This is a genomic window from Streptomyces malaysiensis subsp. malaysiensis (assembly GCF_040653035.1).
Lineage (GTDB): Bacteria > Actinomycetota > Actinomycetes > Streptomycetales > Streptomycetaceae > Streptomyces > Streptomyces malaysiensis.
Genome location: NZ_JBEZNG010000019.1, coordinates 204,063 through 230,706 on the forward strand (window position 1 = coordinate 204,063; position 26,644 = coordinate 230,706).

General features: G+C 70.8%; 22 protein-coding genes. 17 read left to right on the forward strand and 5 right to left on the reverse strand.

The window, feature by feature from the left end:
* Positions 1-34: 34 nt before the first annotated feature.
* Entirely contained in the window at positions 35-1,093 is a 1,059-nt protein-coding gene (locus AB0E24_RS31555) for a LacI family DNA-binding transcriptional regulator (protein WP_359382129.1), read from the reverse strand.
* A 381-nt stretch (positions 1,094-1,474) separates the two neighbouring features.
* On the opposite strand from AB0E24_RS31555, the gene AB0E24_RS31560 reads away from it, so the two are divergent.
* The 9 genes from AB0E24_RS31560 to AB0E24_RS31600 all read left to right on the forward strand — a co-directional run bounded on the left by AB0E24_RS31560 (position 1,475) and on the right by AB0E24_RS31600 (position 12,926).
* Positions 1,475-2,497, forward strand: coding sequence for a sugar ABC transporter substrate-binding protein (locus AB0E24_RS31560; RefSeq protein WP_359382132.1), 1,023 nt, complete (start codon positions 1,475-1,477; stop codon positions 2,495-2,497).
* 5 nt (positions 2,498-2,502) lie between these two features.
* Positions 2,503-4,050, forward strand: a complete 1,548-nt coding sequence (locus AB0E24_RS31565) for a sugar ABC transporter ATP-binding protein (RefSeq protein WP_359148744.1) — start codon at positions 2,503-2,505, stop codon at positions 4,048-4,050.
* Positions 4,047-5,048: an ABC transporter permease gene (locus AB0E24_RS31570; protein WP_359382135.1), complete on the forward strand. Its 1,002-nt coding sequence runs from the start codon at positions 4,047-4,049 to the stop codon at positions 5,046-5,048. The genes AB0E24_RS31565 and AB0E24_RS31570 overlap by 4 nt, the downstream gene beginning before the upstream one ends.
* A gap of 29 nt (positions 5,049-5,077) precedes the next feature.
* On the forward strand, positions 5,078-7,153 hold the full coding sequence (locus AB0E24_RS31575) for a hydantoinase/oxoprolinase family protein (protein ID WP_359382138.1): 2,076 nt from the start codon (positions 5,078-5,080) through the stop codon (positions 7,151-7,153).
* Positions 7,150-8,862, forward strand: a complete 1,713-nt coding sequence (locus AB0E24_RS31580; RefSeq protein ID WP_359382141.1) for a hydantoinase B/oxoprolinase family protein — start codon at positions 7,150-7,152, stop codon at positions 8,860-8,862. The genes AB0E24_RS31575 and AB0E24_RS31580 overlap by 4 nt, the downstream gene beginning before the upstream one ends.
* Positions 8,859-10,055 (forward strand): metal-dependent hydrolase family protein, encoded by a 1,197-nt coding sequence (locus AB0E24_RS31585; protein WP_102936070.1) that lies wholly within the window; start codon positions 8,859-8,861, stop codon positions 10,053-10,055. Before AB0E24_RS31580 ends, AB0E24_RS31585 begins: the two co-directional genes overlap by 4 nt.
* A complete protein-coding gene (locus AB0E24_RS31590; RefSeq protein ID WP_359382144.1) occupies positions 10,052-10,930 on the forward strand; it encodes an LLM class flavin-dependent oxidoreductase in 879 nt (292 codons plus the stop codon). Before AB0E24_RS31585 ends, AB0E24_RS31590 begins: the two co-directional genes overlap by 4 nt.
* A gap of 141 nt (positions 10,931-11,071) precedes the next feature.
* Positions 11,072-11,749 carry a GntR family transcriptional regulator gene (locus AB0E24_RS31595; protein ID WP_359382147.1) on the forward strand — a complete coding sequence of 226 codons (678 nt, stop codon included), beginning with the start codon at positions 11,072-11,074 and terminating at the stop codon, positions 11,747-11,749.
* 79 nt (positions 11,750-11,828) lie between these two features.
* Complete coding sequence (locus AB0E24_RS31600; protein ID WP_435865344.1) at positions 11,829-12,926, forward strand: serine hydrolase domain-containing protein; 1,098 nt, start codon at positions 11,829-11,831, stop codon at positions 12,924-12,926.
* Between the two features lie 14 nt (positions 12,927-12,940).
* Here AB0E24_RS31600 and AB0E24_RS31605 read toward each other — a convergent pair whose 3' ends face one another.
* Positions 12,941-15,268 carry an FdhF/YdeP family oxidoreductase gene (locus AB0E24_RS31605; protein ID WP_359382150.1) on the reverse strand — a complete coding sequence of 776 codons (2,328 nt, stop codon included), beginning with the start codon at positions 15,266-15,268 and terminating at the stop codon, positions 12,941-12,943.
* Positions 15,269-15,513: 245 nt separating this feature from the next.
* Here AB0E24_RS31605 and AB0E24_RS31610 point away from each other — a divergent pair, with 245 nt between their 5' ends.
* Complete coding sequence (locus tag AB0E24_RS31610; protein ID WP_206334380.1) at positions 15,514-16,467, forward strand: LysR family transcriptional regulator; 954 nt, start codon at positions 15,514-15,516, stop codon at positions 16,465-16,467.
* Here AB0E24_RS31610 and rpmF read toward each other — a convergent pair.
* On the reverse strand, positions 16,464-16,664 hold the full coding sequence (gene rpmF / locus AB0E24_RS31615) for a 50S ribosomal protein L32 (RefSeq protein ID WP_174886214.1): 201 nt from the start codon (positions 16,662-16,664) through the stop codon (positions 16,464-16,466). The genes AB0E24_RS31610 and rpmF overlap by 4 nt on opposite strands.
* A 183-nt stretch (positions 16,665-16,847) precedes the next feature.
* Here rpmF and AB0E24_RS31620 point away from each other — a divergent pair, with 183 nt between their 5' ends.
* Positions 16,848-18,071: a GTP-binding protein gene (locus tag AB0E24_RS31620; protein WP_359382153.1), complete on the forward strand. Its 1,224-nt coding sequence runs from the start codon at positions 16,848-16,850 to the stop codon at positions 18,069-18,071.
* A gap of 99 nt (positions 18,072-18,170) precedes the next feature.
* Here AB0E24_RS31620 and AB0E24_RS31625 read toward each other — a convergent pair whose 3' ends face one another.
* Positions 18,171-18,968 carry an AraC family transcriptional regulator gene (locus AB0E24_RS31625; protein ID WP_147965575.1) on the reverse strand — a complete coding sequence of 266 codons (798 nt, stop codon included), beginning with the start codon at positions 18,966-18,968 and terminating at the stop codon, positions 18,171-18,173.
* Positions 18,969-19,064: 96 nt separating this feature from the next.
* On the opposite strand from AB0E24_RS31625, the gene AB0E24_RS31630 reads away from it, so the two are divergent.
* Positions 19,065-19,865, forward strand: coding sequence for a sulfite exporter TauE/SafE family protein (locus AB0E24_RS31630; RefSeq protein ID WP_069868228.1), 801 nt, complete (start codon positions 19,065-19,067; stop codon positions 19,863-19,865).
* A gap of 46 nt (positions 19,866-19,911) precedes the next feature.
* Here AB0E24_RS31630 and AB0E24_RS31635 read toward each other — a convergent pair whose 3' ends face one another.
* The gene (locus tag AB0E24_RS31635) at positions 19,912-21,225 is read right to left on the reverse strand and encodes a sensor histidine kinase (protein WP_251771869.1); all 1,314 of its coding nucleotides are present in this window, start codon (positions 21,223-21,225) and stop codon (positions 19,912-19,914) included.
* Positions 21,226-21,376: 151 nt separating this feature from the next.
* Here AB0E24_RS31635 and AB0E24_RS31640 point away from each other — a divergent pair, with 151 nt between their 5' ends.
* The 5 genes from AB0E24_RS31640 to AB0E24_RS31660 form a co-directional block, all read left to right on the forward strand.
* Positions 21,377-22,003 (forward strand): hypothetical protein, encoded by a 627-nt coding sequence (locus tag AB0E24_RS31640; protein WP_093703439.1) that lies wholly within the window; start codon positions 21,377-21,379, stop codon positions 22,001-22,003.
* Positions 22,003-22,707 carry an ABC transporter ATP-binding protein gene (locus tag AB0E24_RS31645; RefSeq protein ID WP_069868225.1) on the forward strand — a complete coding sequence of 235 codons (705 nt, stop codon included), beginning with the start codon at positions 22,003-22,005 and terminating at the stop codon, positions 22,705-22,707. The genes AB0E24_RS31640 and AB0E24_RS31645 overlap by 1 nt, the downstream gene beginning before the upstream one ends.
* Positions 22,704-23,447 (forward strand): ABC transporter ATP-binding protein, encoded by a 744-nt coding sequence (locus tag AB0E24_RS31650; RefSeq protein WP_100804896.1) that lies wholly within the window; start codon positions 22,704-22,706, stop codon positions 23,445-23,447. The genes AB0E24_RS31645 and AB0E24_RS31650 overlap by 4 nt, the downstream gene beginning before the upstream one ends.
* A complete protein-coding gene (locus AB0E24_RS31655) occupies positions 23,444-26,104 on the forward strand; it encodes an ABC transporter permease (RefSeq protein ID WP_359382158.1) in 2,661 nt (886 codons plus the stop codon). Before AB0E24_RS31650 ends, AB0E24_RS31655 begins: the two co-directional genes overlap by 4 nt.
* A gap of 52 nt (positions 26,105-26,156) precedes the next feature.
* Positions 26,157-26,644: response regulator (locus AB0E24_RS31660; RefSeq protein WP_359382160.1), on the forward strand; the 488-nt coding region annotated here is incomplete at its 3' end.

Here is a 26,644-nt window from a genome sequence, read left to right on the forward strand (position 1 = left end):
AGGTGGTGAGGGCGCCATCGGGGGCCTGGCGGGATCAGACCGCGCGGCCCTGCCGGTGTGCCGTTAACTTCTTGGGCGTCCGGCCACTGGGGGCTGCGACCGAGTCCCGGATGACCAAGGGGCAGGAGACGAAGTGGCCGGTCGGGCCATCGCCCCCGTCTTGCAGCCGGGCGATCGCCTTCTCTGCCGCACGGACGCCCATCCGATAGTGCGGAAGCTGGACGGTCGTCAGCCCCGGGAACAGGTTCTCCGCGAAATTCTGCTGGTTGTCGAAGCCCACGATGGACAGGTCCCGCGGGATCCGAAGTCCGAGTTCGGCCGCCACCTGGTAGAAGCCCAGCGCAAGCCGGTCGGAGAAGCAGAAGACCGCCGTGGGCCGGTCACCGCGGCGCAGGAGTCTGCGAGCGGGTTCCCGCGCGGCGGATGCGTTCGGCTCGGACGCCTCGACGACGAGCGACTCGTCGAGGCCCAGCCCAGCCTCCGCCAGCGCACTCTCATAGCCCTCGCGGCGCAGCGACTCGGCGATCGCGAAAGCCGGTGCGATGAGGTTGCAAAAGGCGATCCGCCGGTGCCCGGCGTCGATGAGATGGAGTGTCGCCGCCCTCGCGCCGGCCCTCTCGTCGGGCACGACCCAGTCGGCGTTCCCTCTCCGCGGCCGGCCACCCAGGATCACCTGGGGCACCGGCCGGGGAAGCCGCGGAAGATCCACCTCACGGTGGTAGTCGACGGCTACGATCAGTCCCTCGACGCTGCGTTGCAGCAGGGACCGCACCGCCGGACCCTCCATATCCGGATTGCCGGCCATGTCGACGAGGAGGAGAACATATCCCTCCCTCCACGCCTTGGACTGCGCGCCGGCCAGCATCTGCCCCGAAAAGGGAACGCTTGCGACACCGTCGGACAGCAGGCCCAGTGTGCGGGTCTGCCGCGTCCGCAGTCCCCGTGCGGCAAGGTTGGGCAGATACCCGAGATCTTCGGTCGCCTGCCGGATACGCGCGGCGGTTTCGACGCTCACCCGCCCCTCATGCTGATCGTTGAGTACGAGGGAAACGGCCGAAATGGAGACGCCACAGTGAGCGGCGATGTCTTTCATCGTCACCATGTGCCACCTCCTGCCGGTCGGCCATTCAGGGGACCCTGACAGTAAGAACGTCAAACGTTTGACGCAAGAGTGGAGACCCCGCCTTCTCGGCCGACGTGTCCGCCACGGCGAGCTGGGGTTATGGCCGATGTGATGTTTCGCCGGACGACTGGCCGACTGGCCAGAACTGCTGGCAGGAGCGGGTGCCGCCCGCACCGCGGGACGGCGGCCCTGGCGGTTCCATGGCTCCACACCATTGCCGGAGCAGCGCTGAGCTGGGGAAACCGCTCCACCTGCCGATTGGCCGAAACACAGTTGTTACCGTCGACCCCTTTAACTCCAGGTGCGGTGTGACATATTACTGCGCCATAACAGTCAAGCGGAGGCTCTCCGATGAACAGTTCGCGCAGCCGGCTCACCGGCGCCGTGGCCCTGACCACCAGCACTGTCCTTCTCACCGCCTGCGGGATCGCCGACTCGGCCGGTTCCGGCAGCGGCACCTTCAAGGTTGCCGTCCTCGCGGCCTCCAGCCAGAACGGCTACAACCAGGCCGTCTACAAGGGGGTCAAGCAGGCCGCGGCCGCGTCCGGCAAGAAGATCAGCCTGAAGCTCCTCGACGGCCAGTTCGACTCGAACACGCAGCTGTCGCAATTGCAGAACGTCACCAGCACCGGCGACTACGACGGGGTCGTGGTCGTGCCCAATGACGGCGTCGGCCTCGCGGCGGCCTTCCCGCTGGCCAAGAAGATCCCCGTCGTCACGGTGCTCAATCCCGTCGGATCGGACATCAACACGATGAAACCGCAGGTCGACGGCGTGGTCACCACCGTTGGCGTGCCCCCTGCCACAGCCGCGGCGAAACAGGCCGAGGGGGTGGTCACCTACTGCGCCGATATCGATCCCTGCAAGGTCGTACTGCTGGTCGGCAATCTGTCCTCACCGCTCGACGTGGCTCGCCGGGGCGCCTACAAGAAGGTGCTCGGCGGCCACTCCAACATCAAGGTGGTCAGCACGGTCGAGGGCCAGTACGACCGGGACACCTCGCTCAAGGCGATCAGCAACGTGCTCCAGGCGCACAAGGATGTCAACGTCATCCTGTCCAACGCCGACCAGCAGACCGCGGGAGCGCAGATAGCCCTCCAGAACGCCGGTATCAAGCCCAGGAGCATGTACCTCACCGGTGGCGGTGGTACCAAGGACGCCGTGGCCGCCGTCCGCGCGGGCACGTGGCGGGCCGACTACATCAACTTCCCGGTGAGCATGGGCAAGTCCGCGCTGGAGCAGCTCCTCAAGGCGATGGACGGCGGCAAGCCCGAGCCCGTGGTTGACGCGGACAAGATCGGCGGGATCGACCCCTACGCGACCAAGGCGACACTGGTGAAGACGCCGGACTTCACCGGCGAGTGGAACGGCTGAGGCCGATGGCCACCGCCCAACCGGTCATCGAACTGGCCGGCATCACCAAGCGATTCGGCGGAACGGCGGCCCTGGACGGAGTCGACCTGGCCGTGCACCCCGGCAGCGTGCACGCCCTGGTCGGGGAGAACGGAGCCGGAAAGTCCACCCTCGGCAAGATCGCGGCAGGAGTCTACGAGCCCGACGTCGGTCGTATCGTCGTCGAGGGCCGGCCGGTCGGACGCTGGGACACGGTACGCGCACAGCGCCGCGGCATCGTGATGATGGCGCAGGAGCTTTCGCTCGTACGGGATCTGACGGTGGCGCAGAACGTGTTCCTCGGCATCGAGCGGAGCAGCTTCGGCCTCCTGCGCCGCGACCACGGCCGCCGGTACGCCGAACTCGACGAGATCGCGCGGTTCGGCCTCGATCCGGACACCCGGGTGGGGGACCTGCGCATCGCCGACCAGCAGAAGGTCGAGATCCTGCGCGCCCTGGCCCGGGACGCCAAGGTGATCGTGATGGACGAGCCGACCTCGTCGCTCACCGCACACGAGACCCGGCGGCTGCACGAGATGATCCGCCTGCTCACCGCGCAGGGACGGTCGGTCGTCTATGTGTCGCACTTTCTCGACGCCGTACTGGAGGTCAGCGACACCGTCACGGTGATGCGTGACGGCCGCAGGATTCGCACCGCGCCCGCGGCGGACCAGACCAAGGCGTCCCTGGTGGAGGCGATGCTCGGCCGGGAGCTTGCCGTGTCCTTCCCGCCGCTGCCGCCCGCGCCCCACCCGGACACCCCACCGCTGCTCGAGGTGGCGGCGCTGGCCGGCGACAACGGGGTGAAACGGGCCTCGTTCACGGTACGGCCGGGCGAGATCGTCGGGCTGCTGGGACTGGTCGGCTCCGGGCGCACGGAGATCGCCCGCGCCCTGATCGGCGCGGACCGGGTCAGCGCCGGAACCGTCACACTGGCCGGCCGCACGCTCGGCCGGACAACCCCGCGGCGCAGCCGTGACCTGGGCCTGGTGCTGGTCCCCGAAGACCGCCATGGACAGGGCCTGGTGCTCCAGCGCAGCGTCACCGAGAACATCACGCTCGCCTCCCTGAGCCGCTTCTCCCGGCTCGGGCTGATCGATCGGCGGGCGGTCGGCAAGCAGGTGGACGAGCTCGTCCGCCGCCTGGAGCTGCGCCCGGCCAGGCCCGAACTGCCGGTGCGGAGCTTCTCCGGCGGCAACCAGCAGAAGGCGCTGATCGCCAAGTGGCTGGTCGGCGACCCGAAGCTGGTGATTCTCGACGAGCCGACGCGCGGTGTCGACGTCGGCGCCAAGTTCGCCATCTACGAGCTCATCGCCGACCTGGCGGCCCGCGGCGTCGGGGTGCTGCTGATCTCCTCGGAGCACGAGGAGGTGCTCGGCCTCGCCCACCGCGCCCATCTGATCAGCCGTGGCGAGGTGCTCGACGAGGTGGATCCGCGCGGTCTGGCCGTTGAAGACGTCCTTCGGCGGCTCTTCGATGTCGCGGACCGGACCGGAACAGGCGAAGCGGAAAAGACAAAGGAATCCCTCATATGACCGCCACCGAAACCGCACCCGAGGCCGGCGCGGGCGCCGACGTCCGCGGCGGCGTCCCGATCGGCCCGCGCGTCATCGCCTTCGCCCGGGACTACGCCGCGCTGATCCTGCTGGTCGCGATCTTCGTGACGCTGTCGATCATCTCCTCGTCGTTCCTGTCGTTCACCAACGTCATGAACATCCTCAACCAGAACACCCCGCTCGCGATCATCGCCGTGGCCGGTACCTTCGTCATCGTCTCGGGGGCGTTCGACCTCTCCACGGCGGCGATGTACGCGGTGGTCAGCGTGGTCGCGGCGTCGGTCGCCACATCCACCGGCAGCACCTGGACGGCCCTGCTCGCCGCGCCGGTGCTGGGCCTTGTGATGGGTGTGCTCAACGGGCTCGCCGTGACCCGTCTGAACGTCCACTCCTTCCTCGCCACACTCGCCTCCAGCCTGGTCTACAAGGCGGTCGCGGTACTGATCACCGGCGGCTCGCTGATCACCGTGACCACGAGCGGCTTCTCCGATCTCGGGCGCGGCCAGGTCGCGGGGATCTTCTACTCGGTCCTCATCCTGCTGGCCGTCTTCGCGCTCGCGTCGCTGCTGCTCAACGGCACGGTCTTCGGCCGCCATGTGTTCGCCGTCGGTGGCAACTCCGACGCGGCCCATCTCTCCGGTGTGCGCGTGGACCGGGTCAAGGTCACCGTGTTCGCGCTCAGCGGCCTGGCCGTCGGCATCGCCGGCGCGATCGGCGTCTCCCGCCTCGCATCCGGCCAGCCACAGGCCGGCAGCGGCCTTGAACTCCAGGCCATCGCGGCGATCATCCTCGGCGGCAGCAGCATCTACGGAGGCATCGGCGCGGTCTGGCGCTCCCTGGTCGGTGTCTACCTGATCGCCCTGATCGGCAACGGCTTCGACATCCTCAATGTCAATCCGCAGATGAAGGACCTGGTCACGGGTGTCATCATCCTGGCCGCGGTGGCACTGGCGGCCGCCGACCGACGTCGGCGCTGACCCCTCCCCCGAGTGCAGAAAGGTTCGACATGGCTGAAGTACGCGTCGCCATCGACGTCGGCGGCACCTTCACCGATGTGGTGAAACTCGACCCGCACAGCGGGGAGCTGCGGTTCGAGAAGGTGGCCACCACCCCCGCCGAGCCCACCAAGGGGGTGCTCGCGGCCTTCACCGCCGCACAGGCCCCGCTGGGCGAGGTGACCACCTTCAACCACGGCTCCACACTCGGCCTCAACTCCCTGCTGACACGCACCGGCGCCAAGGTGGCGGTGGTGGCCACCGCCGGTTTCCGTGACGTCTATCTGCTGGGGCGCACCGACCGGCGGCCCATGTACGCGCTCACGTACCACAAGCCGGAAGCGCTGCTGAAGCGACGGGACACCTTCGAAGTGGTCGAGCGTTCGCTGTTCGACGGCAGCGTCGTGACCCCGTTCGACGAGTCCGGTGCGCGCTCGGTCGCCGCCGAGATCGCCGCCGGGGGCTATCAGGCGGTCGCGGTCGCCTTCCTGCACTCCTACGCGAACCCGGCGCATGAACGCGCGATGCGGGAGGTGCTCCACGAGGTCGCCCCGGGTGTCGAGGTCACCCTGTCGCACGAGCTGTCCGGTGAGTACCGCGAGTACGAGCGCACCTCGACGGCCGTACTCGACGCGTACATCAAACCCATCATGCGGACGTATCTCGACGCCCTGACGAAGCGGCTGGACGAGGGCGGTTTCACCGGCCGGTTCCTGATGTCGCGCTCCGGCGGCGGCGCGATGACCGCCCGAGCGGCCACCCGCCAGCCGGTCAACCTGATCCTGTCCGGTCCGGCCGGCGGTGTCGTCGGCGCCGCCTCACTGGCCAAGGTGATCGGCATTCCCAACCTGATCACCATCGACATGGGCGGCACCAGTCTGGACGCCTCGCTGGTGGTCGACGGTGAACCGGTGTCGCACCAGAGCGCCGAGTTCGAGGGCCTGCCCATCAACACCACATCGCTCAACATCCACACCATCGGGGCGGGCGGCGGCTCGATCGCCTGGCTGGACGCGGCCGGTGCGCTCCAGGTCGGCCCGCAGAGCGCCGGAGCCACCCCGGGCCCGGCCGCGTACGGGCGGGGCGGCACCCAACCCACCTTCACCGACGCCGCCCTGATGCTCGGCTACATGGGCAGCGACGTACCGCTCGGCGGCTCGCTGGTGCTCGACGACGACCTCGCCGCCAAGGCCCTCCAGCACACCGCCGACCAGCTCGGCATGAGCCTGCGCACCCTGGCCCGCGGCATCCTCCGCATCTCCACTACCAAGATCGTCGGCGCGGTCCGGGCGATCACCGTCGAACTCGGCCGCGACCCGAAGGACTTCGCGCTGCTCGCCTTCGGCGGTGGCGGTGGCCTGGTCGCCGTGGACGTGGCCCGCGAACTCGGCATCCCGACCGTCGTCGTGCCGCCGGGGCAGGGCGCGTTCTCGGCGCTGGGCATGCTGATGGCCGATGTGCAGCACGACTACGCCCGCACCGATGTGCTGCCCCTGGCCTCGGCGCCGGAGTCCTCCTTCGAAGAGGCGTTCGCCGCGATGGAGGCCGAGGCGAACGCGGCCCTGGCGCAGGAGGGCTTCGGCCCCGACCACCGCGGTCTGCACCGCTCGGTCGACCTGCGCTACGCCGGCCAGGAACACGCGGCGACCGTCCCCTACCCGGACGGTGACGTCACCGACAGTCTTGCGAAGAGCTTCCGCGCGCTCCACGAACGGCTCTACGGCCATGTCATGGACGACCCGGTCGAGATCGTCACGCTGCGGCTGCGGGCGGTCGGCATCGTCGACAAGCCCGCATGGCCCCGGCACGCCGAGCGCACCGAGGGGGAGCCGCCGGTGCTGGGCGAACGCCAGGTCTTCGCCCGGTCCGACACCGGTGTGCCCTATCAACTCGTCACCCGGGAATCACTCCTGGTCGGCGATGTGATCGAGGGCCCCGCCGTGGTCGCCGAGCACACCGCCACCACCGTGTTGCACGCCGGTGACCGGCTGCGCGTCGCCGAACACGGCGAACTCGTCATCAGTGTCAGGGCCGAGAAATCCGAGAAAGCAGAGGAAGCCGAGAAAGCCGGGGGAAACGACCGATGACCGACGCGATCACCCTTGAGGTCATTCGACACGCTCTGCTCGCCGCCGCCGAGGAGATGGCCCGCAACCTGTGCCGGACGGCGTACAACACCGTGGTCTACGAGATCCACGACTACGGCATCGGCCTGCACGACGCCAACGGCGACGTGGTCGCCGACGCGCCCGGCATCGCCATCTTCACCCGCGGCAACGACCACGGCATCCACCGGGCGATCGAGCACATCGGCGCCGGGAACATGGCGCCCGGCGACGTGTTCCTGCTGAACTACCCGTACTGGTCATCGGCGCACACCCTGGACACCCTCGTCTTCGCGCCGATCCACGCCGACGAGCGGCTCATCGGCTTCGCCTCGTGCCGCATCCATGTGCTCGACCTGAAGCAGAAGAACCCCGGCTATGTGCTGGACTCCACCGACATGTACCAGGAAGGCATGTTCTTCCCCGGCTCGCGCCTCTACCGTGCCGGCGTGGTCAATCAGGAGATCTTCGACATCATCCGCTTCAACTCGCGGATGCCCGAGCGGACCATCGGTGACCTCCAGGCCCAGGTCTCCGCGTGTGTGACGGGAGTGCGGCGCACCAGGGAACTGGCCGCCAAGCACGGCACCGGCACACTGGTCGCCGCGATGCGGTCGATCAACGACCACGGGGAGCGGCTGGCCCGGCTGGCCCTGGCGGACCTGGAGCGCGGCACCTGGAGCGCCACCGACATCGTCGACTCCGACGGTGTCGACATCGATCGCGAGATCCTGCTCAAGGCCACGGTCACGATCACCGAGGACGAATTCGTCGTCGACTGGACCGGAAGCGAACGCGACGTACGCGGCCCCATCAACCTGCCGGTGGGCCAGACGATCGCGCTCTCCAGCCTCGTGTTCAAGGCGCTGACCACCCCGGACACCCCGGTGGTGGCCGGCAACTTCGCCCCGCTCAGAGTGATCACCGACCCAGGCAGTGTGATGCACGCCGTGCCGCCGATGCCCACGTTCACCCTGTGGACCGGACTGCTCGCCGGCGAAGTGATCCTGAAGGCACTGGCCCAGGGCATGCCGGAGCGCATTCCGGCCTGCTCCGGCGGCGATGTCTCGTCGATGATGGGACTCGGAACGAACCCACGCACCGGCCAGCCCTGGCTGGAGGCGACCAACGAGGCCGTCGGGTTCGGCGGACACGCCGAAGGCGACGGGGAGGATGGCATCATGCACATGTCCGAACCGGGCTGCCGCAACAACCCGGTCGAAGTGCTGGAACAGAAGTCGCCCATGTTCATCGAGCACTACGGCTACGTACCGGACACGGCGGGACCGGGCCGCCACCGCGGCGGCGTCGGCGTCCGGCGCGTCTACCGGTTCACCGCCCCGTCCACCGGCATCGCGCTGGTCTACCGCACCAAGTCGGCGCCCTGGCCGATCGGCGGCGGCCGGCCCGCGGCCCCCGCCCGGATCCTGCTCAACCCGGGCACCGAGCGCGAGGTGGTCACCCGGGGCAGCTACAACTCGCTCGCGGCGGGCGATGTGCTCGCCAACATCACCGGCGGCGGGGGCGGCTACGGGTTCGCGTTCGAACGCGAACCGGCGAAGGTGCTGGAGGACGTCATCGACGGCTTCGTATCGGTCGAGGCGGCCCGCTCCGCCTACGGCGTCGTGATCACCGAACAGCCGTGGGCCGTCGACGAGGCCGCCACCGCCCGGTTGCGGGCCGCCTCATGACCACGGCCGACCTCGTCATCACCGACGCTCTGCTGCACGAGGGCGATCCCGTCGAAGCCGACGTGGTCGTGCACGACGGGCGGATCGTGGCAATCGGCCCCGGCGCGCGCCGCGACCACACCGCGTCGCGGACGCTCGCCGCCGCGGGAGCGTCGCTCCTGCCGGGTCTCATCGATGCCCACTTCCACGCCTACGCGACCACCCTCGACGCCTGGCAGCTGGAGAACACACCGCTCAGCTTCGTGGCGCTGGCCGGTGCCCGCAGGCTGAACCGGGCGCTGTGCCGCGGGTTCACCACGGTCCGCGACGTGGCGGGCGGCGACGCGGGCCTGGACCGGGCGATCGCCACCGGGCTGATCGAGTCCCCGCGCTATCTGTGGACCGGCCCCGCGATGAGCCAGACCGGCGGCCACGGCGATCCGCGCGCCGCCGACACCGATGTCTGCTTCCACTCCGGGCCCATGAACCAGGTGGTCGACGGGGTGGACAACCTGCGGATCGCCGCGCGCGACCGGTTCCGTCACGGCGCACACGCCCTCAAGATCATGACCTCCGGCGGCGTGGTGTCGCCCACCGATCCGATCCGGGTGCCGCAGTACTCCGCCGAGGAGATCCGGGCGGTCGCCGAGGAGGCCCGGCGCCGTGGCAGCTACGTCGCCGCCCACGCCTACTCGCCCGAGGCGATTCGGCACTCGGTCGCGAACGGGGTGCGCTCCATCGAGCACGGCAACCTGCTCGACGAGGAGACGGCCACCGCGATGGCCACGGCACGGGCCTTCCTCGTGCCGACCCTCGCGGCGTACGACGCCATGGCCCGGCGGTGGCAGGAGGTGGCCCTGAACCCGGTGCAGCGCGCCAAGAACGCCGAAGTGCTGGACTCCGGCAAGAGGGCGGTGCAACGCGCCTTGGAGGCCGGGGTGCGCGTCGGATTCGGGAGCGACCTGATGGCCGATCTGGAGGACGACCAGCTGCACGGACTGCGGCTCCAGGCCGAGGCGATCGGCTGGCAGGCCACCCTGCGCTCGGCCACCCGGGTGAACGCGGAGCTGATCAACCGGCCCGACCTGGGCCGTGTCGAGGTGGGCGCGACCGCCGACCTGCTGTTGCTGGACGGCCCGCTCACCGAGGACGAGACGCTGCTCTGGGATGAGCGACGGAGCCGCACCGTTGTGCAGGGAGGTGTTCTGAAATGACCGTTCCCGTTCTGTCCTGCCTGGTCCTGCCGGATCAGGCGCCGACAGAGTTCCTGGCCCGGGTCCGTGACGCGGAAGCAGCCGGTGTGCGGACGGTCTGGACCTACGATCACCTGTCCTGGCGGGACCTGGCCGATGGCCCCTGGTTCGGCACCGTGCCGATGCTGGCGGCGGCGGCCGGGGCGACCTCCACCGTGCGCCTGGGCACGCAGGTGGCGACGCCCAACTTCCGGCATCCGGTGCCGTTCGCGAAAGAGGCCATGACCCTCGACCATGTGACCGCGGGCCGGCTGGAGGTGGGGGTCGGAGCGGGCGCCGAGGACGCGGACGCACGGGTGCTCGGCCAGGCCGCGATGTCCCGCGGCGAGCGCGCGAGCCGCTTCGAGGAGTGGGCGACGCTGCTCGCCACCCTGCTGGAACAGGACCGCACGGATTTCCACGGGTCCTTCTACCGGGCCGAGGACGCCCGCATGATCCCGGGGTGTGTACAGCGGCCCCGGGTGCCGCTGACCGTCGCCGCGGCGGGCCCACGGAGTATGCGGCTGGCGGCGCTCCTGGGCTCGGCCTGGGTGACCTACGGCCCGTACCGCCGGTCACTGGCGCCGCGGGAGTGGCTGGCGGCGATCGCCGAACAGAACGTGGCCTTGGACAAGGCGATCGCCGAGGTGGCGCCGGGCAAGCGGATTCGCCGCATCGCCCAGGTGGCGCTCGACGAAGCTCGTCCGTTCCAGGACGTGGACACCTATCGGCAGTTCGCCCGCGACGTGGCGGCGGCGGGGTTCGACGAACTCACCGTGCACTGGCCGCGCCCGGACGGCCGGGGTGTGCCGGCCGCCGCCCTCGACATGGTCGTCGCCACACACCGCGGATCATGAGCGGGTTCGCCCGACCGACAGCGAACAGCCCCGTCACCTGTACCTGGGTGCGGCCCGGCTGGAGGAAATGACTGATCGGTAGGATGTGCCATTGTACTGAACGGGACCGGAATTGGCTGTTGATTGGTGATGGGGATACTCATGACGACCGCGGACAACGCTCCTCTGGCTCCCCTCGCGCCCGCGAGCAGTCTGCGTGACCGGGTCGAAGAGGCGATCGCCGCGGCCATCGTCTCGGGTCAGATGCCCGCCGGCGAGGTGTTTTCGGCCCCGAACCTGGCCGCCCGCTTCGGCGTCTCGGCGACGCCGGTCCGCGAGGCGATGCTCAACCTCGCCAAGCGCGGCATGGTGGATATCGTGCGCAACAAGGGCTTCCGCGTCACGGCGGTGAGCGAGGATGAACTGCGCGCGATCGTCGACGTACGCCAGCTGCTGGAAGGCCCGGCGGTCAGGCGGCTCGCGGGAACGCTCTCCGGGGCCGACCTGACCCGCCTGCGCGGCCTGGCCGAGGAGATCGTGCGTGGCGCCCGGGACGGCGACCTGGCCCGCTACCTCCAGGCCGACACGACCTTCCACCTCACGCTGTTGAAGCTGGTCGGCAATATGCGGCTGCACGACATCGTGGCCGACCTGCGTGCGCAGACCCGTCTGACCGGGCTGGCGGATCTGGTGGCGACGGAGGAACTCGAGGCGTCCGCTCATGAACACCTGGATCTGCTCGATCTGTTGGAGGCAGGAGCGGCCGAAGAGTGCGAGCGGCTGATGAGCAGGCACATCGGGCATGTGCTCGGCTGGTGGGCCGGTCAGGCCGAGACATGAGGCCCCGCCGGGCGCTGCCCTCCCGCGCTTGCGGCAAGCTGCCGACGTCCAGCCGGACTCGCTTCACCTGGCCGGGCCGGTGACGGTGATGCCCTCATTGCGGCGAGAGGTCCAAAGAGTCCTCGACGAACTGGTTGATTCCGGGGCCGAAACCGGCTTGCAGGTTGCCGTTTTCCATCAGGGTGCTCTTGTTGTCGACGCGGTCGCCGGCGTCGCGGACAGCCGGACCGGGCGCGGGGTGACCCCGGAGACTCCGTTCTTCAGCTTCTCGGCCGGTAAGGTCATGACGTCGTTGATCGCTCATCTGCTCGTCAGGACGGGTGCTGTCGGATACGACACACCCGTGGTCGACCTGTGGCCGGAGTTCGGCGCCCACGGCAAGGCGACCGCGACTCTCCGGCACGTGCTCACACACTCGGTCGGCGTGCCGGCGATGCCTCGTGGCATCGGCCCGGCCGATCTGACCGACTGGTCACGGGTCTGCACCGCGATCGCGGACGCCGAACCGCGGTGGCGACCTGGGACCGAGACGGGGTACCACTCGTTCACCTTCGGCTTCCTCGTCGGCGAGGTCGCACGCCGGGCCACGGGCAAACCGATGCGGCAACTCCTGCACGAGTGGGTCGCCGTGCCCCTGGGCATCGAGGGCGACGTGTACTTCGGTGTGCCCCGAACCGACCTGGCCCGGCTGGCACGGCTCGAAGACGCCGCACCGCGCCCGGTCGCCCCGCCTGACGGCGATGCCATTCTCGCGCCCTGGGAACTGCTACCGACCGCGGCGATGGGCAACAGCCACGAGATCCTGCAAGCGGACATCCCCTCGGTCGGCACCTTCACCGCGCGGGGCATCGCTGCCGTGAATGCCGCGATCCTCGACGGTCGGCTCATCGATCCACACCAGCTCGGGGAGTTGACGGCGGTGGCCTTCGAGGGCACCGACCAGGTCTTCGGCAACCATGCGCGGCTGGCCCTGGGCTATCCGCTCGGCCGTATCGGTGCTCGGCCGGACGAAGCACCCACCACGTTCGGCTGGGTCGGTGGCGGCGGCAGCTACGTCTATGCCGACACCGCCACCGGCACCTCCTTCGCCATGACCAAGAACCGTCTCACCCCCCACTTCGACACCGCACAACGCATCGCGGACCTGACCACAGCCGCGATCGTGCCACCCGCTTGACCGTGCCCGCTTCGTCACCCCGCGACGTGCTCGTGCCGCGCCGGTGTCCGGTCGGCGGCCGGTTCCAGACGGACGATCACGCTCTTGGACGTGGGGGTGTTGCTGATGTCCGCGACGCTGTCGAGCGGCACCAGGACGTTGGTCTCCGGGTAGTAGGCGGCCGCCGAACCCCGGGGCGTCGGATAGGCGACGACGCGGAAGCCCTCGGCACGGCGCTCCGAGCCATCGGTCCAGACGCTGACGAGATCGACGAGGCCGCCGTCGTCGAGGCCGAGGTCCGCGAGGTCGCCGCGGTTCACCAGAACGACGCGCCGACTGCCCTTGATGCCCCGGTAGCGGTCGTCCATCGCGTACGGAATCGTGTTCCACTGGTCGTGCGAGCGCAGCGTTTGCAGGACCAGGTGCCCCTCGGGCGCCCGGAGCATCGTGAAGTCGTTGACGGTGAGGACGGCCTTCCCGGCAGGTGTGCGGAACACCCTCTCGTTGACCGGGTTGGGCAGGCGGATACCGCCAGGGCACCGCACCCGCTCGTTGAAGTCCTCGAAGCCGTCGACGACCCGGGCGATACGGTCGCGGACGAGGTCGTAATCGGCCTCGAACTCCGCCCAGGGGATGTCCGGTCCTGACCCCAGGACCTTGCGGGCGAGGCGGCTGATGATGGACACCTCGCTGAGCAGGTGTGCGGACGCGGGGGCGAGGCGGCCGCGCGTCGCGTGGACCTCGCTCATCGAGTCCTCGACCGTCATGAACTGCTCGCCGCCCGCCTGGACGTCGCGATCGCTGCGCCCGAGCGTGGGCAGGATCAGGGCGGTACGTCCGCACACCGCGTGGGAGCGGTTGAGTTTCGTCGAGATATGCGCGGTCAGACGGCAGTTCCGCAGGGCGCGCTCGGTGGCGTCGCTGTCGGGCGTCGCCCTTACGAAGTTGCCCGCGACTCCGACGAAGAGCTTGGCCCGTCCGTCGAGCATGGCACGGATGGAGTCGACGGAGTCCAGGCCGTGCTTGGTCGGCGCGGTGAAACGGAACTCCCGTCCCAGCCGGTCGAGGAACGGCTGGGGCATGCGCTCCCAGATGCCCATGGTGCGGTCGCCCTGCACATTGCTGTGTCCCCGGACCGGGCATACGCCCGCCCCCGGGCGGCCGATGTTTCCGCGCAGCAGGAGGAAGTTGACGATCTCGCGGATGGTGGGCACGCCGTGCTTGTGCTGGGTCAGGCCCATCGCCCAGCAGACGATGACACTGCGGCTGGCCAGCACCCGCTCGTGCACCTGCTCGATCTCATCCCTGCTCAGGCCGGTGGCCTCCAGGACGGCGTCCCAGGACGTCTCGCGGATGTGCTCGGCGAAGGCGTCGTAGCCCGTGGTGTGCGACTCGATGAAATCGCGGTCCAGGACGGTGCCCGGCTCCTTGTCCTCGGCCTCGAGCAACAGCAGGTTCAGCGCCTGGAACAGGGCCAGGTCGCCCCCGAGCCGTATCTGGAGGAACTGGTCGGCGATGTCCGTGCCGCGGCCGACGATCCCGCGTGCCTTCTGCGGGTGCTTGAAGCGGAGCAGCCCGGCCTCGGGCAGCGGATTGACGGCGACGATGTGGCCGCCGCGGCGCTTGGTCTCCTCCAGCGCGGACAGCATGCGCGGGTGGTTGGTGCCCGGGTTCTGCCCCACGACGAAGATCAGGTCCGCGTTGTAGAGGTCGTCGAGGCTGACGTTGCCCTTGCCGATGCCCAAGGTCTCGTTCAGCGCCGAGCCGCTGGACTCATGGCACATGTTGGAGCAGTCCGGCAGGTTGTTGGTGCCGAAGGCCCGCACGAACAGTTGCAGCAGGAAGGCCGGTTCGTTCGCCAGCCGCCCGGAGGTGTAGAACAGTGCCTCGTCCGGGTGGTCCAGGGCGCGCAGCTCACCGGCGAGTACGTCCAGCGCCTCGTCCCAGCCGATCGGCTCGTAGTGGGTCGCGCCCTCGCGCAGCACCATCGGTTCGGTCAGCCGGCCCTGCTGATTGAGCCAGTAGTCCGACTTCCGGCTCAGCTCGTCCACCGAGTACCGCCGGAAGAACTCGGCGGTCACCCGACGCGAGGTGGCCTCGTCACTGATGTGCTTGGCGCCGTTCTCGCAGTACTCGTTGCGGTGCCGCTTGCCCGGCGCGGGCTCCGGCCAGGCGCAGCCCGGGCAGTCGAAGCCCTTCGCCTGGTTGATGTTGAGCAGGGTCAGCGCGGTGCGCTTCGGCGACGTCTGTCCGAGTGCGTACTGAAGCGCGTGCACGACCGCGGGAGCGCCGGTCGCCCATGTCTTGGGAGCCGTCACCGACAGCTCGTCCTCGTCCTCGTCCGGTCCGTTGAAATCCCGCATCTCACACCACGCCCTCTCGTTCTGGACGGCAAGCACGCTCGGCGCCATCCGGCACGTCCAGGAGGGGGCCGCCCGCGCGCCTCGGACCCGCGCGGGCGCCGCACACCCCGCCCATCCTTCGCACCACACTGTTCGTCAGCGCCGTGGGGCAGGTCAAAGCGGCAGTTTCTATCGGCTGACAGGCAGCGCCGATCACTGCCGCGTGGACCGGCACCGAGCGGCCGGGGACGGGGGATCATTGAGGCGTGCTGCTGCGCCAACTCGAATACCTCGTCGCCCTCGCCCGCGCCCGCCACTTCGCGAAGGCGGCCCGGGCCTGCTACGTCTCCCAGCCGGCCCTGTCCGAGGGCATCCGGAAACTGGAGGAGGAGCTCGGCGTCCCACTGGTCCAGCGCGGGCGCCGATTCGACGGCTTCACACCGGAGGGCGAGCGGGTCGTGCTGTGGGCACAGCGCATCCTCGCCGACCGCGACGCGATGCGGGGCGAGATACAGGCACTGCGAGCGGGGCTGAGCGGCCGACTGCGCATCGGCACCGTCCCGACCGCCTCCACCGCGGTCGCGCTGCTGACCCAGCCGTTCTGCGCCGCCAATCCGCTGGCGACCGTCCAGGTCTTCGCCGACCTCCAGGCCGAAGAGATCGTGAACCGGCTGCGGACGTACGAACTCGACGCCGCCGTGACCTACCACAGCTCCATCGCGGCGCACGACTTCAAGTTCGTACCGCTGTACCGGGAGCGCTACGTGCTGCTGACCCAGCGGACCGCGCCCGACTCCGGGCCCGCCGAGATCTCCTGGGAGGAGGCGGCTCAGTACCCGCTGTGCCTGCTGCACCCCATGATGCAGGGCCGTCAGGTGCTCGACGCGGTGTTCGAGACCGTGGGCGTATCCGTGACACCGCGGGTCGAGACCGACTCGATCGCCTCCCTGTTCGCACACGTCAGGGCCGGTCAATGGGCGAGCATCGTGCCGCACGCCTGGCTGCATGTCTTCGGCGTGCCCACCGGCATGCGCGCCGTTCCGCTGGTCCGCCCGGTCCGCACGGAGCACATCGGCCTGGTGCTCCCGGCCCGTGAGCCGGTCTCCGTGATCGGGCAGGCGCTGATCGACGTCGTGGGCCGGGCAGGCATCGTCGACACCCTGGAGCGGCTGCCCCACCAGCCGCCGCACGGCGACACCTCGTTCGGCGCGCAGCCTTAGCTCTCGTCCGCCGGCCGTCCTCGGCCCGCGCCGTCGGTGCGGAGCAGCCCGCGCCGGTAAGCGGGGGCGAGCCGTCGTGGCACCCGGTGTTCGCGGCCGTCGATGGTGATCGTCACCAGCTCCGGCGCACTGGCCTTCCACTGGGCGCGGCGGTGGCGGGTGTTGCTCCGGGACATCTTCCGCTTGGGCACGGCCATTGATGAACGGGTCCTTTCCGGTCGGGGGTGTCTCGCACACCGTATATGAAAATGGGTACCGTTTCCATGTAGTGTGCGGGGGCCGCTGTGAGGTCGTCACTCAGGAGGACACGTGCCGTTGGTGATGGTGCGGGTACGCAGGACCGCTTATGCGCTCGTCACCGCCGTGGGAGGGGTGGTGAAGTGAGAGTCGGCGGAGCGGGCCGGGGGTTGGTGGGGGTGGTGTCCGGCAACACCCCGGAAGCCCGTGGCCGCGTCCTGGACCTGCTGCTGCGCGCCTCGCCCGACGCGCTGGTGCTCTCGGTCTCGGTCCTCGGCGACGCGTCGGAACGGTACCCCTCCGTACAGCGCCTCGCCTCGGGCGGTGACGAACGACAGCGAGCCTCGCTGACCTCGCTGTCCCAAGCGGCCACCGGCGATCCGGCGGTGATCGTGCGTCAGGACCTTCGGGCCATCGCACGGGCGGCCGCAGGTGCGCATGTCGTGCTCGCGCTGCCCGGCAACGTCGACGTCGTGGCGTTTCTGGCTGAGCTGTGGCGGGCCCGGCCGGGCACGTCCGCGCTGCGGGACTACTTCGACCTGGCACCGATCGCGGTCGGCCTCGATCCCGGCCGGCTGTTGAGGGACCTGGGCTGTGTGCACCGTGCCGTCCAGGTCTTCGGCGACCGCCCGCGTGCGGTGCCCCTCACGGTCGCCGAGGCCGCCGCCCGGCAATCGGAGGCCGCCCAGGTGATGGTCCTGGGGAAGGGGCTGGAGGAGGACCGCGGCCGCCGGGAAGGCTCCCGTGCCCTGCTCGCCCATCTCAACCCGTCCGCGACGGTCCTTTTCGACGACGCGGAAGCCGACGACGACATCTCGCTGATGACCCTGACGCGACCCGATCCTCGATGGGCCGTGGCCGGACCGGAGGACCGGCTCGACGTCGTCGCTCCGGCCGTGCGCCGCTGCGGCGTCGACCACGGTGTGGCCTCGGTGCTGTGGCGGTCGCGGCGCCCGCTGCATCCCGAGCGGCTGGCGGAGAGCCTGCCCCGGATCATGCCCTCGGTCGTACGAGGCCGAGGGCACCTGTGGGTGGCGACCCGCCCGGACGCGGTCATCTCGTGGCGCTCGGCCGGCCGCCATCTGGAACTTCGGGAGGCCGGACGCTGGCTGGAGGACGGCGATACGGAAGGCTGGCGGGCCGCCTCGGCCCAGCGCCGCACGCTCGCCTCGTGGTACTGGGACGACCGCTACGGCGAGCGGCGCAACGAGATCGTGTTCACCGGCACCGAGTTGGACCAGGACAGGCTGCGCACGGTACTGGACGCCGCCGTGCTCGACGACCGCGAACTGGCCCTCGGCGAGGCCCACTGGGCATGCCTGCCCGATCCGCTCCTCGGCACCGTGGCGCGGGGCCCGGATGGCTGAGCCGTGCGACAGCCGAGGCGTCCGGACGATGCCGAAAGCCACCCGGCCGCGTGGCCTCCGCCGAGGTCCTGGGATCAACGAAAGGCACTTGTCGGGTCGTCAGGCGCGTCCGGCGCGGCTGGGGCGAGCGGCTTGGCCGCTGGTGGTGAAACGGGACGGCGGCAGGCCGAAGGCGCGGGTGAAGGCGGTGGTGAAGGCCGCGGGGGAGGCGTAGCCGAGGCGGCCGGCGGCCTCGGTGACGGTAGCGGTGCGCAGCAGGGGGACGGCCGCGAGCAGGCGGGCGCGGGCCCGCCATACGGCGGGGCTGTCTCCGGTCTCCGCGCGGAAGCGCCGGGTGAAGGCCCGTTCACTCTGGGCCGTCCGGCCGGCCCAGACCGCGTTGGTGATGCCGAGGTCCGGCGCGGCCAGATACTCCCGGCACAGTTCCGCCAGGTCGCTGGAGGGCGGAATCGCGACGTGGAAGGGGAGCGGGGTGCGCTCGGCGATCTCGTGCAGCAGGAGCGCGGCGATGCACCCCTCCCGCCCCGACAGGCTGTAGTCGGCCTCGAACTCGACCGCGCTCACGAGGAGTTCGCGCAGCAGTGGTGGCACGTCCACGACCGTGCAGGTGGCGGGCCACCAAGGAACGGCGTCCGGCTCGATGTACAGGCTCCGGGTGCTCACCCCCAGCATCCGGACCCGGTGCCGGGTGGCGGCCGGGATCAGGACGGCGCGCTCGGGCGGAACGGTCCAGGTGCCGGCGCCGGTGTCGACGACCATGACCCCGGTGGCTCCGTAGAGGAACTGCGCGCGGCGATGCTCGTGCCAGTCCAGTACATGTCCCGGCGGGTAGTCGGTGCCGATCGGCAGGACGACCCGTTCGACGTGGTCGATGGTGTCCAGGGGGACGTTTCTCACCCCACCACCGTACTGGCCGGGACGCGAAGGAATCGTGCCGGTCTTCGCATGCGGGAAGGGTGGCGGCCCTGGTGGGGTGGTCCCGTGGACATTGCGATGTTGATCGGGATCGGGCTCCTCACCGGAGTGACGACGGTGTTGTTCGGGTTCGGCGGCGGGTTCGCCGCGGTCCCCGTGGTGGTGTGGGCGGACGCCGCGCTCGGCGCGGACGCGATGCGGGTGGCCACGGCCACCTCGGCACTGGTGATGGTGGTGAACGCGGCGTTCGCGACGGCCGTCACACCCCGGCGTGTGCTCGGTGCCCTCCGCGGCAGCACGGGGCTGGTCCTCCTGCTGGCGGCCGGTGCCACGGCCGGTGCGCTCGCCACCCGCCTCGCCCCACCGGCGCTGGTGCTCTGGCTGTTCGTCGCTTACGTGGCGATCACCATCGTCGACCTGCTGCTGCGCCCCGGCTTCCTACGCCCCCGTACACACATCGGGGAGCCGGTGGACGGACCGCGGCCGCTGCCGGCCGTCCTCGGCGCCCCCATCGGCGCGGTCGCGGCCTTCCTCGGTGTCGGGGGCAGCGTCATGACCGTCCCCGCGATGAGGCGCGCCGGGCACACGATGCACGTGGCGAGCGCGCTGGCCAACCCCCTCACCTTGGCCATCGCGCTCCCGGCCACCGCGGTCTCGCTCGGCGGCGCCGCGCTCCCGGCCTCCGCCGGTGCGCATGTCCACCTGGTGGGCCTCGTCGACGCCGGTGCCGCCGCGGCCCTGCTCGCCGGTGCGCTGCCGGTCATCGGGGCGCTGCGGCGGCGCCCACCGCGCATCCCCGACCGGATCTACGCCTGGGCGTACGTAGGTCTGCTCACCGTCGTGGTGGCGGCGATGTCGCTGTCGGGTGTCTCACGGTGACCGCGGTGTCTCACGGTGACCGCGGTGACGGCGGTGACGGTGCGGGTCACGGGCCGGTCGCGGCCTGCCGTGGCTCCGTGACCGGCAGCAGCAGGGTGAAGGCGGTGGGCTCCGACCGGGCGAGGGTGAGCCGGCCCCCGGCCGTCTCGGCTATCTCCCGCGCCAGCGCCAGACCGATGCCACTGCCGCCCCGAGCGGTGGTCGCCCCCCGTTCGAAGACGGTCCGCCGGTCGAGCGTCAGCGAGCCCTCGTCGGATACGTCCACGGCGGCCACACCGCCCATCTCGCGCACCGTGACCTCGACCGCGCCGTGGCCGTGGCGCAGGGCGTTGTCCAGCAAGACGTCCAGGACCTGCTCGGCGGTGCGGTCGGGGATCCACAGGCTCTCCCCGCCGGGCTCGACACCGAAGTCCAGCCGTCGGCCCTCGGCGGCGAACGTGCCGTGCCAGCGGCGCTCCACGCCCTCGACCACCTCGGCGGTGGGCCGGGTGGTCGTGGGAACGCCGTCGCGTGGCGTCGTTCTGGCCAGCCGGAGTACCTCGTCCACGGTCCGCTGAAGATGCCGGACCTGCTCCAGGGCCTCGCCCACGGCCGCTCGTAGATCCGTGTCCGGGTCGGCGGCAGCCGCCTCCAGACCCAGTTGCAGACCGGCGAGCGAGGTGCGGAGCTGATGGGAGGCGTTGGAGGCGAAGTGACGCTCGTGCTCAAGCCATCGGGCCAGGCGCTCGACCATGGTGTTCTGGGTACGCGCCACCTGGTCGATCTCGGCGATCGCGCTGCCTTCGGCACGCGCGGTCAGATCCCCTTCCGCCACCGCTCCGGCCTTCGCCGAGAGCACCTCCAACGGCGCGGTGAGCGTGCGCGCTTGCCGGCGTGCCACCACGACGGCCGTGATGAGCGCCACCAGGGCGGTGCCGGCCAGGCCGAGCCAGGCCAGGACGACGCGATGCCAGACATGCAGTGTCCCGGTCGAGGCGCGGGCCACGCCGATCACCTGCTCTCCGGTCGCTACGGGCACGGCCACCACGATCTGGTGATCGCCGCGCCCCCGCGTCACCGCCCCGCCCCGCGCCAGGCGGGTCGTCGCGTCCGCCTTCCTGGGGCCGCTGCCGTCGCGCAGCCGCCCGGAGAGGTCGTACACCCCGACATCGGTTCCCCGCTCATGGGCCGGCAGTTCCACACGGTCGCCCGCTACGAACTGAGGGGACACATGGACGGCGGCCGCCAGGGACAGGCGCTCCAGCTCATCGCGCTCGTCCGCGAAGAAGGACGTCTGGATCCCGAGCGCCAGCGGCGTGGCGAGCAGGGCGAGTGCCACCAGCACCGCCACCACGGCCACCCGTATCACACGCTGTCTCATACGCCCATCATGAGCGCGGGTGTGCTGTGGCGGGGCGATGCGGGCAGGTCGCCGACTGGTTTTACCGTCGTCTAACCGTCGTCGTGGGAAGCGTTTACCGCCTGCTCTCTAGCGTCCTGGACACCAGCGGTTCGCCTATGTGGAGGACATCATGAGCAAGCGGGCCATCCTCGCCGTTACCGCCGCAGTCGCCCTGACCACCGTGGTCGTGGCCGGCTGCTCCGGCTCCGGCGGAGGCTCCCACAGCGGTTCCAAGGCCACTTCGGGCTCGTCGTCCGCCCAGCGGCCCGGCCCGGCCCCGACCGAGTCCAACCCGCCCGGAGACATCCCCGACAACCAGGTCTACGTCGCCTACCGGCCGCCCGCCGGAGGGTTCACGGTCAAGGTGCCGGAGGGCTGGGCGCGCTCCTCCGCCCATGGCACCACCACCTTCAGCGACAAGCTCAACAAGGTCGAGATCTTGCGGAGCTCCGCCGGGACCGCGCCCACCGTCCAGTCGGTGAAGGCGGGCATGGTCCCCGCCCTCCGCGGGCAGGCGTCGCACTTCTCCTTGGGCAGCGTCACGACCGTCCACCGGAAGGCCGGTCAGGCCATCCGTATCACCTACCAGACGGACTCGGCCCCCGACCCGGTGACGGGCAAGGCCGTGCGCGACTCGGTGGAGCGGTACGTGTTCTTCCACAACGGCCGGGAGGCCGTTCTGACCCTGACCGGCCCGACCGGCGCCGACAATGTCGACCCATGGCGCGTCGTCAGCGATTCCCTCCGGTGGCAGTGATGGCCACCACCTCCACACCGGCCGCGCGGACCGACGGGGAGCGGGCCGTCGACGCCAGGGAGCTCTACCGGTTCTTCCACACCGGCGAGGAGGAGACCCTCGCCCTGCGCGGGGTGTCCCTGCACGTCGAGCGTGGCGAGACCGTCGCCGTCGTCGGACCCTCCGGTTCGGGCAAGTCCACGCTGCTGGCGTGTCTGGCCGGACTGGACGAACCCGCCGGGGGCTGTGTGCACATCGGCGGGGAGCGGATCAGCCACCGTCCCGAGGCTCAGCGGGCCCGGCTGCGCGCCCGCCGCGTCGGCGTACTGCTCCAGTCCGGCAACCTCATCGCCCATCTGAACGTACGGGAGAACATCCGCCTCGCCCAGGCGGCGGCGCGGCGGCGCCGCGATGGCGCGTCCGACATCGCCGAACTGCTCGACGGGGTGGGCCTGCGCGGCCGGGCCCACGCCCTGCCGCATCAGCTGGCCGGTGGGGAACTGGCCCGCGCGGGCCTGGCCGTCGCCCTGGCCAACGACCCCGATGTGCTCCTCGCCGACGAGCCCACCGGCGAACTGGACGGGCGGACCGAGCAGCGCGTGCTCAACCTGCTCAAGAGCCGGGCCGACGCCGGCCGAGGTGTCCTGGTCGTCACCCACAACACCGAGGTCATCGGCTTCGCCGACCGGGTGATCGTCCTGCGCGACGGAAGGATCCAGCCGTGAACGCTCCCGGCACCGACACCCCTCTCATCGACTGCCGCGACGCCGCCCGCACCTACGGTCAGGGCGAGAACGCCGTCGTCGCGGTGCACGGCGCGACCTGCCGGGTGCGGGCGGGCGACCGCATCGCCATCATGGGCCCCTCCGGATCCGGAAAGTCCACACTGCTGCATCTGATGGCCGGACTGGAGCGGCCCACCAGCGGAGAGATCGACTGGCCCGCCCTCGGCCGCCCCGCCACGGCGCATGACATCGGCGTCGTCTTCCAGTCCCCGAGCCTGATCCCCGCCCTCGACGTGGCCGAGAACGCCGCACTTCCGCTGGTCCTGTCGGGCGCCTCGGAGGCCGAGGCCCGCCGCCGCGCGCTGTCGGCCCTCGCCGCCGTCGGCGTCGCGGACCTCGCCGACAAACTGCCCGAGGAACTCTCCGGCGGACAGGCCCAGCGGGTGGCGGTGGCACGGGTGCTCGCCCTGAGGCCGCGGGTGGTCATCGCCGATGAACCCACCGGACAGCTCGACCGCGCCACCGGCCGCCATGTGATGGACGTCCTGCTGGACACCGCGGCCGAACTGGGCGCCGCGCTCGTGGTGACCACCCACGACCCCACCGTCGGCGAGCGCCTCACCGAACGATGGCCCATGCACGAGGGGCGGCTGACCGCCACGGCCCCCGCCCCTGCCGCGTCCGGACCGCGCACCGCGCCACGAACGCGACCGAACGCGACTCGAGGAGAGGCGTCGTGATCATCACCTGGCTGGCCGGACTCGTCCGGCGCCGCAGTGGCCGGCTGCTCGCCGCCGCGCTCGGCATCTCGCTCGCCGTGGCGCTGGTCGCCGCGCTCGGCTCCTTCCTGACCGCTTCCAAGTCCACCATGACCGACCGCGCGGTCCGCTCGGTCGCGGTCGACTGGCAGGTGGAGGTCCAGCCGGGCGCCAAACCGGCCTCGGTGCTGCACACCGTACGGTCCGCGCCCGGAGTGCGTACCGCACTCCCCGTGGGATTCGCACACAGCACCGGATTCCAGGCCAGAACCGGTGGATCCACCCAGAGCACCGGCCCCGGCGTCGTACTCGGCCTGCCATCCGGCTACCGCTCCGCCTTCCCCGGTGAGATACGGCAGCTGACCGGCAGCGCATCAGGGGTGCTTATCGCCCAGCAGACCGCGGCCAATCTGCATGTCGCCCCCGGGGACACCGTCACCATCGGCCGCCCCGGAGGCGGACCAACCCATGTGAAGGTGGCCGGGGTGGTCGACCTGCCCCAGGCGGACTCCCTCTTCCAGAAGGTCGGTGCCCCTCCCCAGTCCCAGCCCACCGCACCCCCCGACAACGTCATCCTGCTGCCCGCCGCGCAGTTCGCCAAGGCCGCGGCCCCCGTCCGGACCGCCGACCCGACCGCTGTCACCACCCAGATCCACGTGGCCCGGGACGCCCGGCTGCCCGCCGACCCCGCCGCCGCGTACACCGCGGTGACCGGAGCCGCGCACAACACCGAGGCGCGCACCGCCGGTGGCGGGCTGGTTGGCGACAACCTCGGCGCCGCACTCGACAGCGCCCGCCAGGACGCCCTCTACGCCCAGATTCTCTTCCTCTTTCTCGGCGTGCCCGGAGCGGTGCTGGCGGCCCTGCTGACCGCGGCGGTGGCCGGTGCCGGAGCCGACCGGCGTCGGCGCGAACAGGCCCTGCTGCGCGCCCGCGGGCTCGGCGTCCGCCAGGTCCTCGCGCTCGCGGTGACCGAGTCCGCCGCCGTCGGCGTGGCCGGGGGGCTGCTGGGCCTCGGCATCGCCGCGGGCGTGGGCCGGGTCGCCTTCGGCACGGTGTTCTTCGGCTCCACCACGGCCTCCGCGGCCGGCTGGTTCGCCCTTGCCCTGCTGCTGGGGCTCGTCATCGCCGCCGCGGCCGTTCTGGTGCCCGCGGTGCGAGATCTGCGGCAGGCCACCGTCGCCGAGGCCCGCCGGGCGGTGGGCAGGACCGGCCCCCCGCGCTGGATGAGGTTCTATCCGGACCTCATCCTGCTGGCCGTCTCCTACTTCGTCTTCCGCGCCTCCAGCTCCAACAACTACTCCCTGGTCCTGGCGCCGGAAGGCGTCCCCACCATCTCGGTGTCCTACTGGGCCTTCCTGGGCCCGGCCCTGCTGTGGCTCGGCTCCGCCCTGCTGCTGTGGCGGCTGATGACGCTCGCCCTGACCCACGGACGGCGTCCGCTCGCCCGACTGGTCCGGCCGCTGACGGGCGCCATGGCCGGGACCACCGCGGCGAGCCTGTCCCGGCGCCGCCGCCCGCTGGCACGGGCCGTCGTCCTGCTCGCGCTGGCCCTCTCGTTCGCCGTGTCCACCGCCTCGTTCAACTCCACCTACCGGCAGCAGGCGGAGGTCGACGCCCGGCTCACCAACGGCGCCGATGTGACGGTGACCCAGTCACCCGGCTCCCGCGTCGGGCCCAGCGCGGCCAACCCCCTGGGGGCCATCCCGGGGGTGCGCCACGTCGAACCGCTACAGCACCGGTTCGCCTACGTCGGGGCGGATCTTCAGGACCTGTACGGGGTCCGGCCAGCCACCATCACCTCCGCCACCTCCCTCCAGAACGCCTACTTCGCCGGCGGCAGCGCCAAGAGCCTGATGTCCAAACTGGCGGCCCGGCCCGATTCCCTCCTGGTCAGCGAGGAAACCGTCAAAGACTTCCAGCTGGCCCCCGGCGACACCCTCAAACTGCGCTTGCAGGACTCCCGCACCAAGGCGTTCCACACCGTGCCGTTCCACTACGCGGGCGTCGTCAAGGAGTTCCCCACCGCGCCACGGGACAGCTTCTTCGTCGCCAACGCCGACTACATCGCCAGGACGACCGGCAGCGACGCGGTCGGCACATTCCTCGTCGACACCGGGGGCAACAACCAGAAGGCCGTCGCCACGCGGCTGCGCCACCAGCTCGGCACCACGGCGAAGGTCACCGACATCACCGAGACCCGCTCCGCCGTCGGCTCCAGCCTCACCTCCGTGGACCTGTCCGGGCTCACCCGGATCGAACTGGCCTTCGCGGTCCTGCTGGCGGCGGGCGCGGGCGGTATCGTCCTCGCCCTCGGCCTCGCCGAACGCCGCCGTACCTTCGCCATCGCCACCGTCCTCGGCGCCACCCGACGGCAGCTGAACGGACTCGTCCTCAGCGAGGCCGCCACACTCGCCGCGGTCGGAGTCACCGGAGGCGCGCTCATCGGCTGGGGCCTGACCGAAATGCTCGTCAAGGTGCTCACCGGCGTCTTCGATCCACCACCGGAGGCCGTGGCCGTGCCCTGGCCGTATCTCGGCCTGACCCTGGCGGCGGCCCTGGCGGCCATTGTCGGTGCCGCCCTCAGCGGCGTCCGCGGATCCGCCCGGCCGGCCGTGGAAGAGCTGCGTGAACTTTGACAACGGCCCGTCCGCGCGCCCCGGGCGCCCCACCGGCTCTACGCTTCGGAGCATGCGGGCGACTGGGGCCAAGGACGTGGTGTCCGTTCTGTTCATCGAGGATGACGAGGTGATCGGGCGGCATGTGGAGGCGGGGCTGCGGTCGCATGGCTACGCCGTGGCCTGGACCCGGACGGGCGGTTCCGGTCTGGCCGAGGCGGCCCGGCTCCCCATCGACGTCGTTCTGCTGGATCTGGGTCTTCCCGATGTGGACGGTATCGATGTGGCGCGGCAGCTGCGTGATGAGTATCCCGACGTCCTCATCCTGATCCTGACCGCCCGCAGCGAGGAGATCGATGTGATCGTGGGCCTGGACGCGGGCGCGGACGACTATCTGGTCAAGCCCTTCAGCCTGACCGTGCTGCTCGCCCGCCTCCGCGCCCATCTGCGCCGTCGCCCGCCCGCCCCGGCGGGACCGGGCGAACCGGTCCGGATCGCAGACCTGACCGTGGACACCGGCGCGCGCCGCTGCTTCCTGCGCGACCGGGAGGTCGAGCTGCG

What these genes read in the sequence shown, in the direction of transcription:
- AB0E24_RS31555 (WP_359382129.1), bottom strand. Translation starts at nt 1,093, where the DNA reads ATGAAAGACATCGCCGCTCACTGTGGCGTCTCCATTTCGGCCGTTTCC.
- AB0E24_RS31560 (WP_359382132.1), top strand. Translation starts at nt 1,475, where the DNA reads ATGAACAGTTCGCGCAGCCGGCTCACCGGCGCCGTGGCCCTGACCACC.
- AB0E24_RS31565 (WP_359148744.1), top strand. Translation starts at nt 2,503, where the DNA reads ATGGCCACCGCCCAACCGGTCATCGAACTGGCCGGCATCACCAAGCGA.
- AB0E24_RS31570 (WP_359382135.1), top strand. Translation starts at nt 4,047, where the DNA reads ATGACCGCCACCGAAACCGCACCCGAGGCCGGCGCGGGCGCCGACGTC.
- AB0E24_RS31575 (WP_359382138.1), top strand. Translation starts at nt 5,078, where the DNA reads ATGGCTGAAGTACGCGTCGCCATCGACGTCGGCGGCACCTTCACCGAT.
- AB0E24_RS31580 (WP_359382141.1), top strand. Translation starts at nt 7,150, where the DNA reads ATGACCGACGCGATCACCCTTGAGGTCATTCGACACGCTCTGCTCGCC.
- AB0E24_RS31585 (WP_102936070.1), top strand. Translation starts at nt 8,859, where the DNA reads ATGACCACGGCCGACCTCGTCATCACCGACGCTCTGCTGCACGAGGGC.
- AB0E24_RS31590 (WP_359382144.1), top strand. Translation starts at nt 10,052, where the DNA reads ATGACCGTTCCCGTTCTGTCCTGCCTGGTCCTGCCGGATCAGGCGCCG.
- AB0E24_RS31595 (WP_359382147.1), top strand. Translation starts at nt 11,072, where the DNA reads ATGACGACCGCGGACAACGCTCCTCTGGCTCCCCTCGCGCCCGCGAGC.
- AB0E24_RS31605 (WP_359382150.1), bottom strand. Translation starts at nt 15,268, where the DNA reads ATGCGGGATTTCAACGGACCGGACGAGGACGAGGACGAGCTGTCGGTG.
- rpmF (WP_174886214.1), bottom strand. Translation starts at nt 16,664, where the DNA reads ATGGCCGTGCCCAAGCGGAAGATGTCCCGGAGCAACACCCGCCACCGC.
- AB0E24_RS31630 (WP_069868228.1), top strand. Translation starts at nt 19,065, where the DNA reads ATGTTGATCGGGATCGGGCTCCTCACCGGAGTGACGACGGTGTTGTTC.
- AB0E24_RS31635 (WP_251771869.1), bottom strand. Translation starts at nt 21,225, where the DNA reads ATGAGACAGCGTGTGATACGGGTGGCCGTGGTGGCGGTGCTGGTGGCA.
- AB0E24_RS31640 (WP_093703439.1), top strand. Translation starts at nt 21,377, where the DNA reads ATGAGCAAGCGGGCCATCCTCGCCGTTACCGCCGCAGTCGCCCTGACC.
- AB0E24_RS31645 (WP_069868225.1), top strand. Translation starts at nt 22,003, where the DNA reads ATGGCCACCACCTCCACACCGGCCGCGCGGACCGACGGGGAGCGGGCC.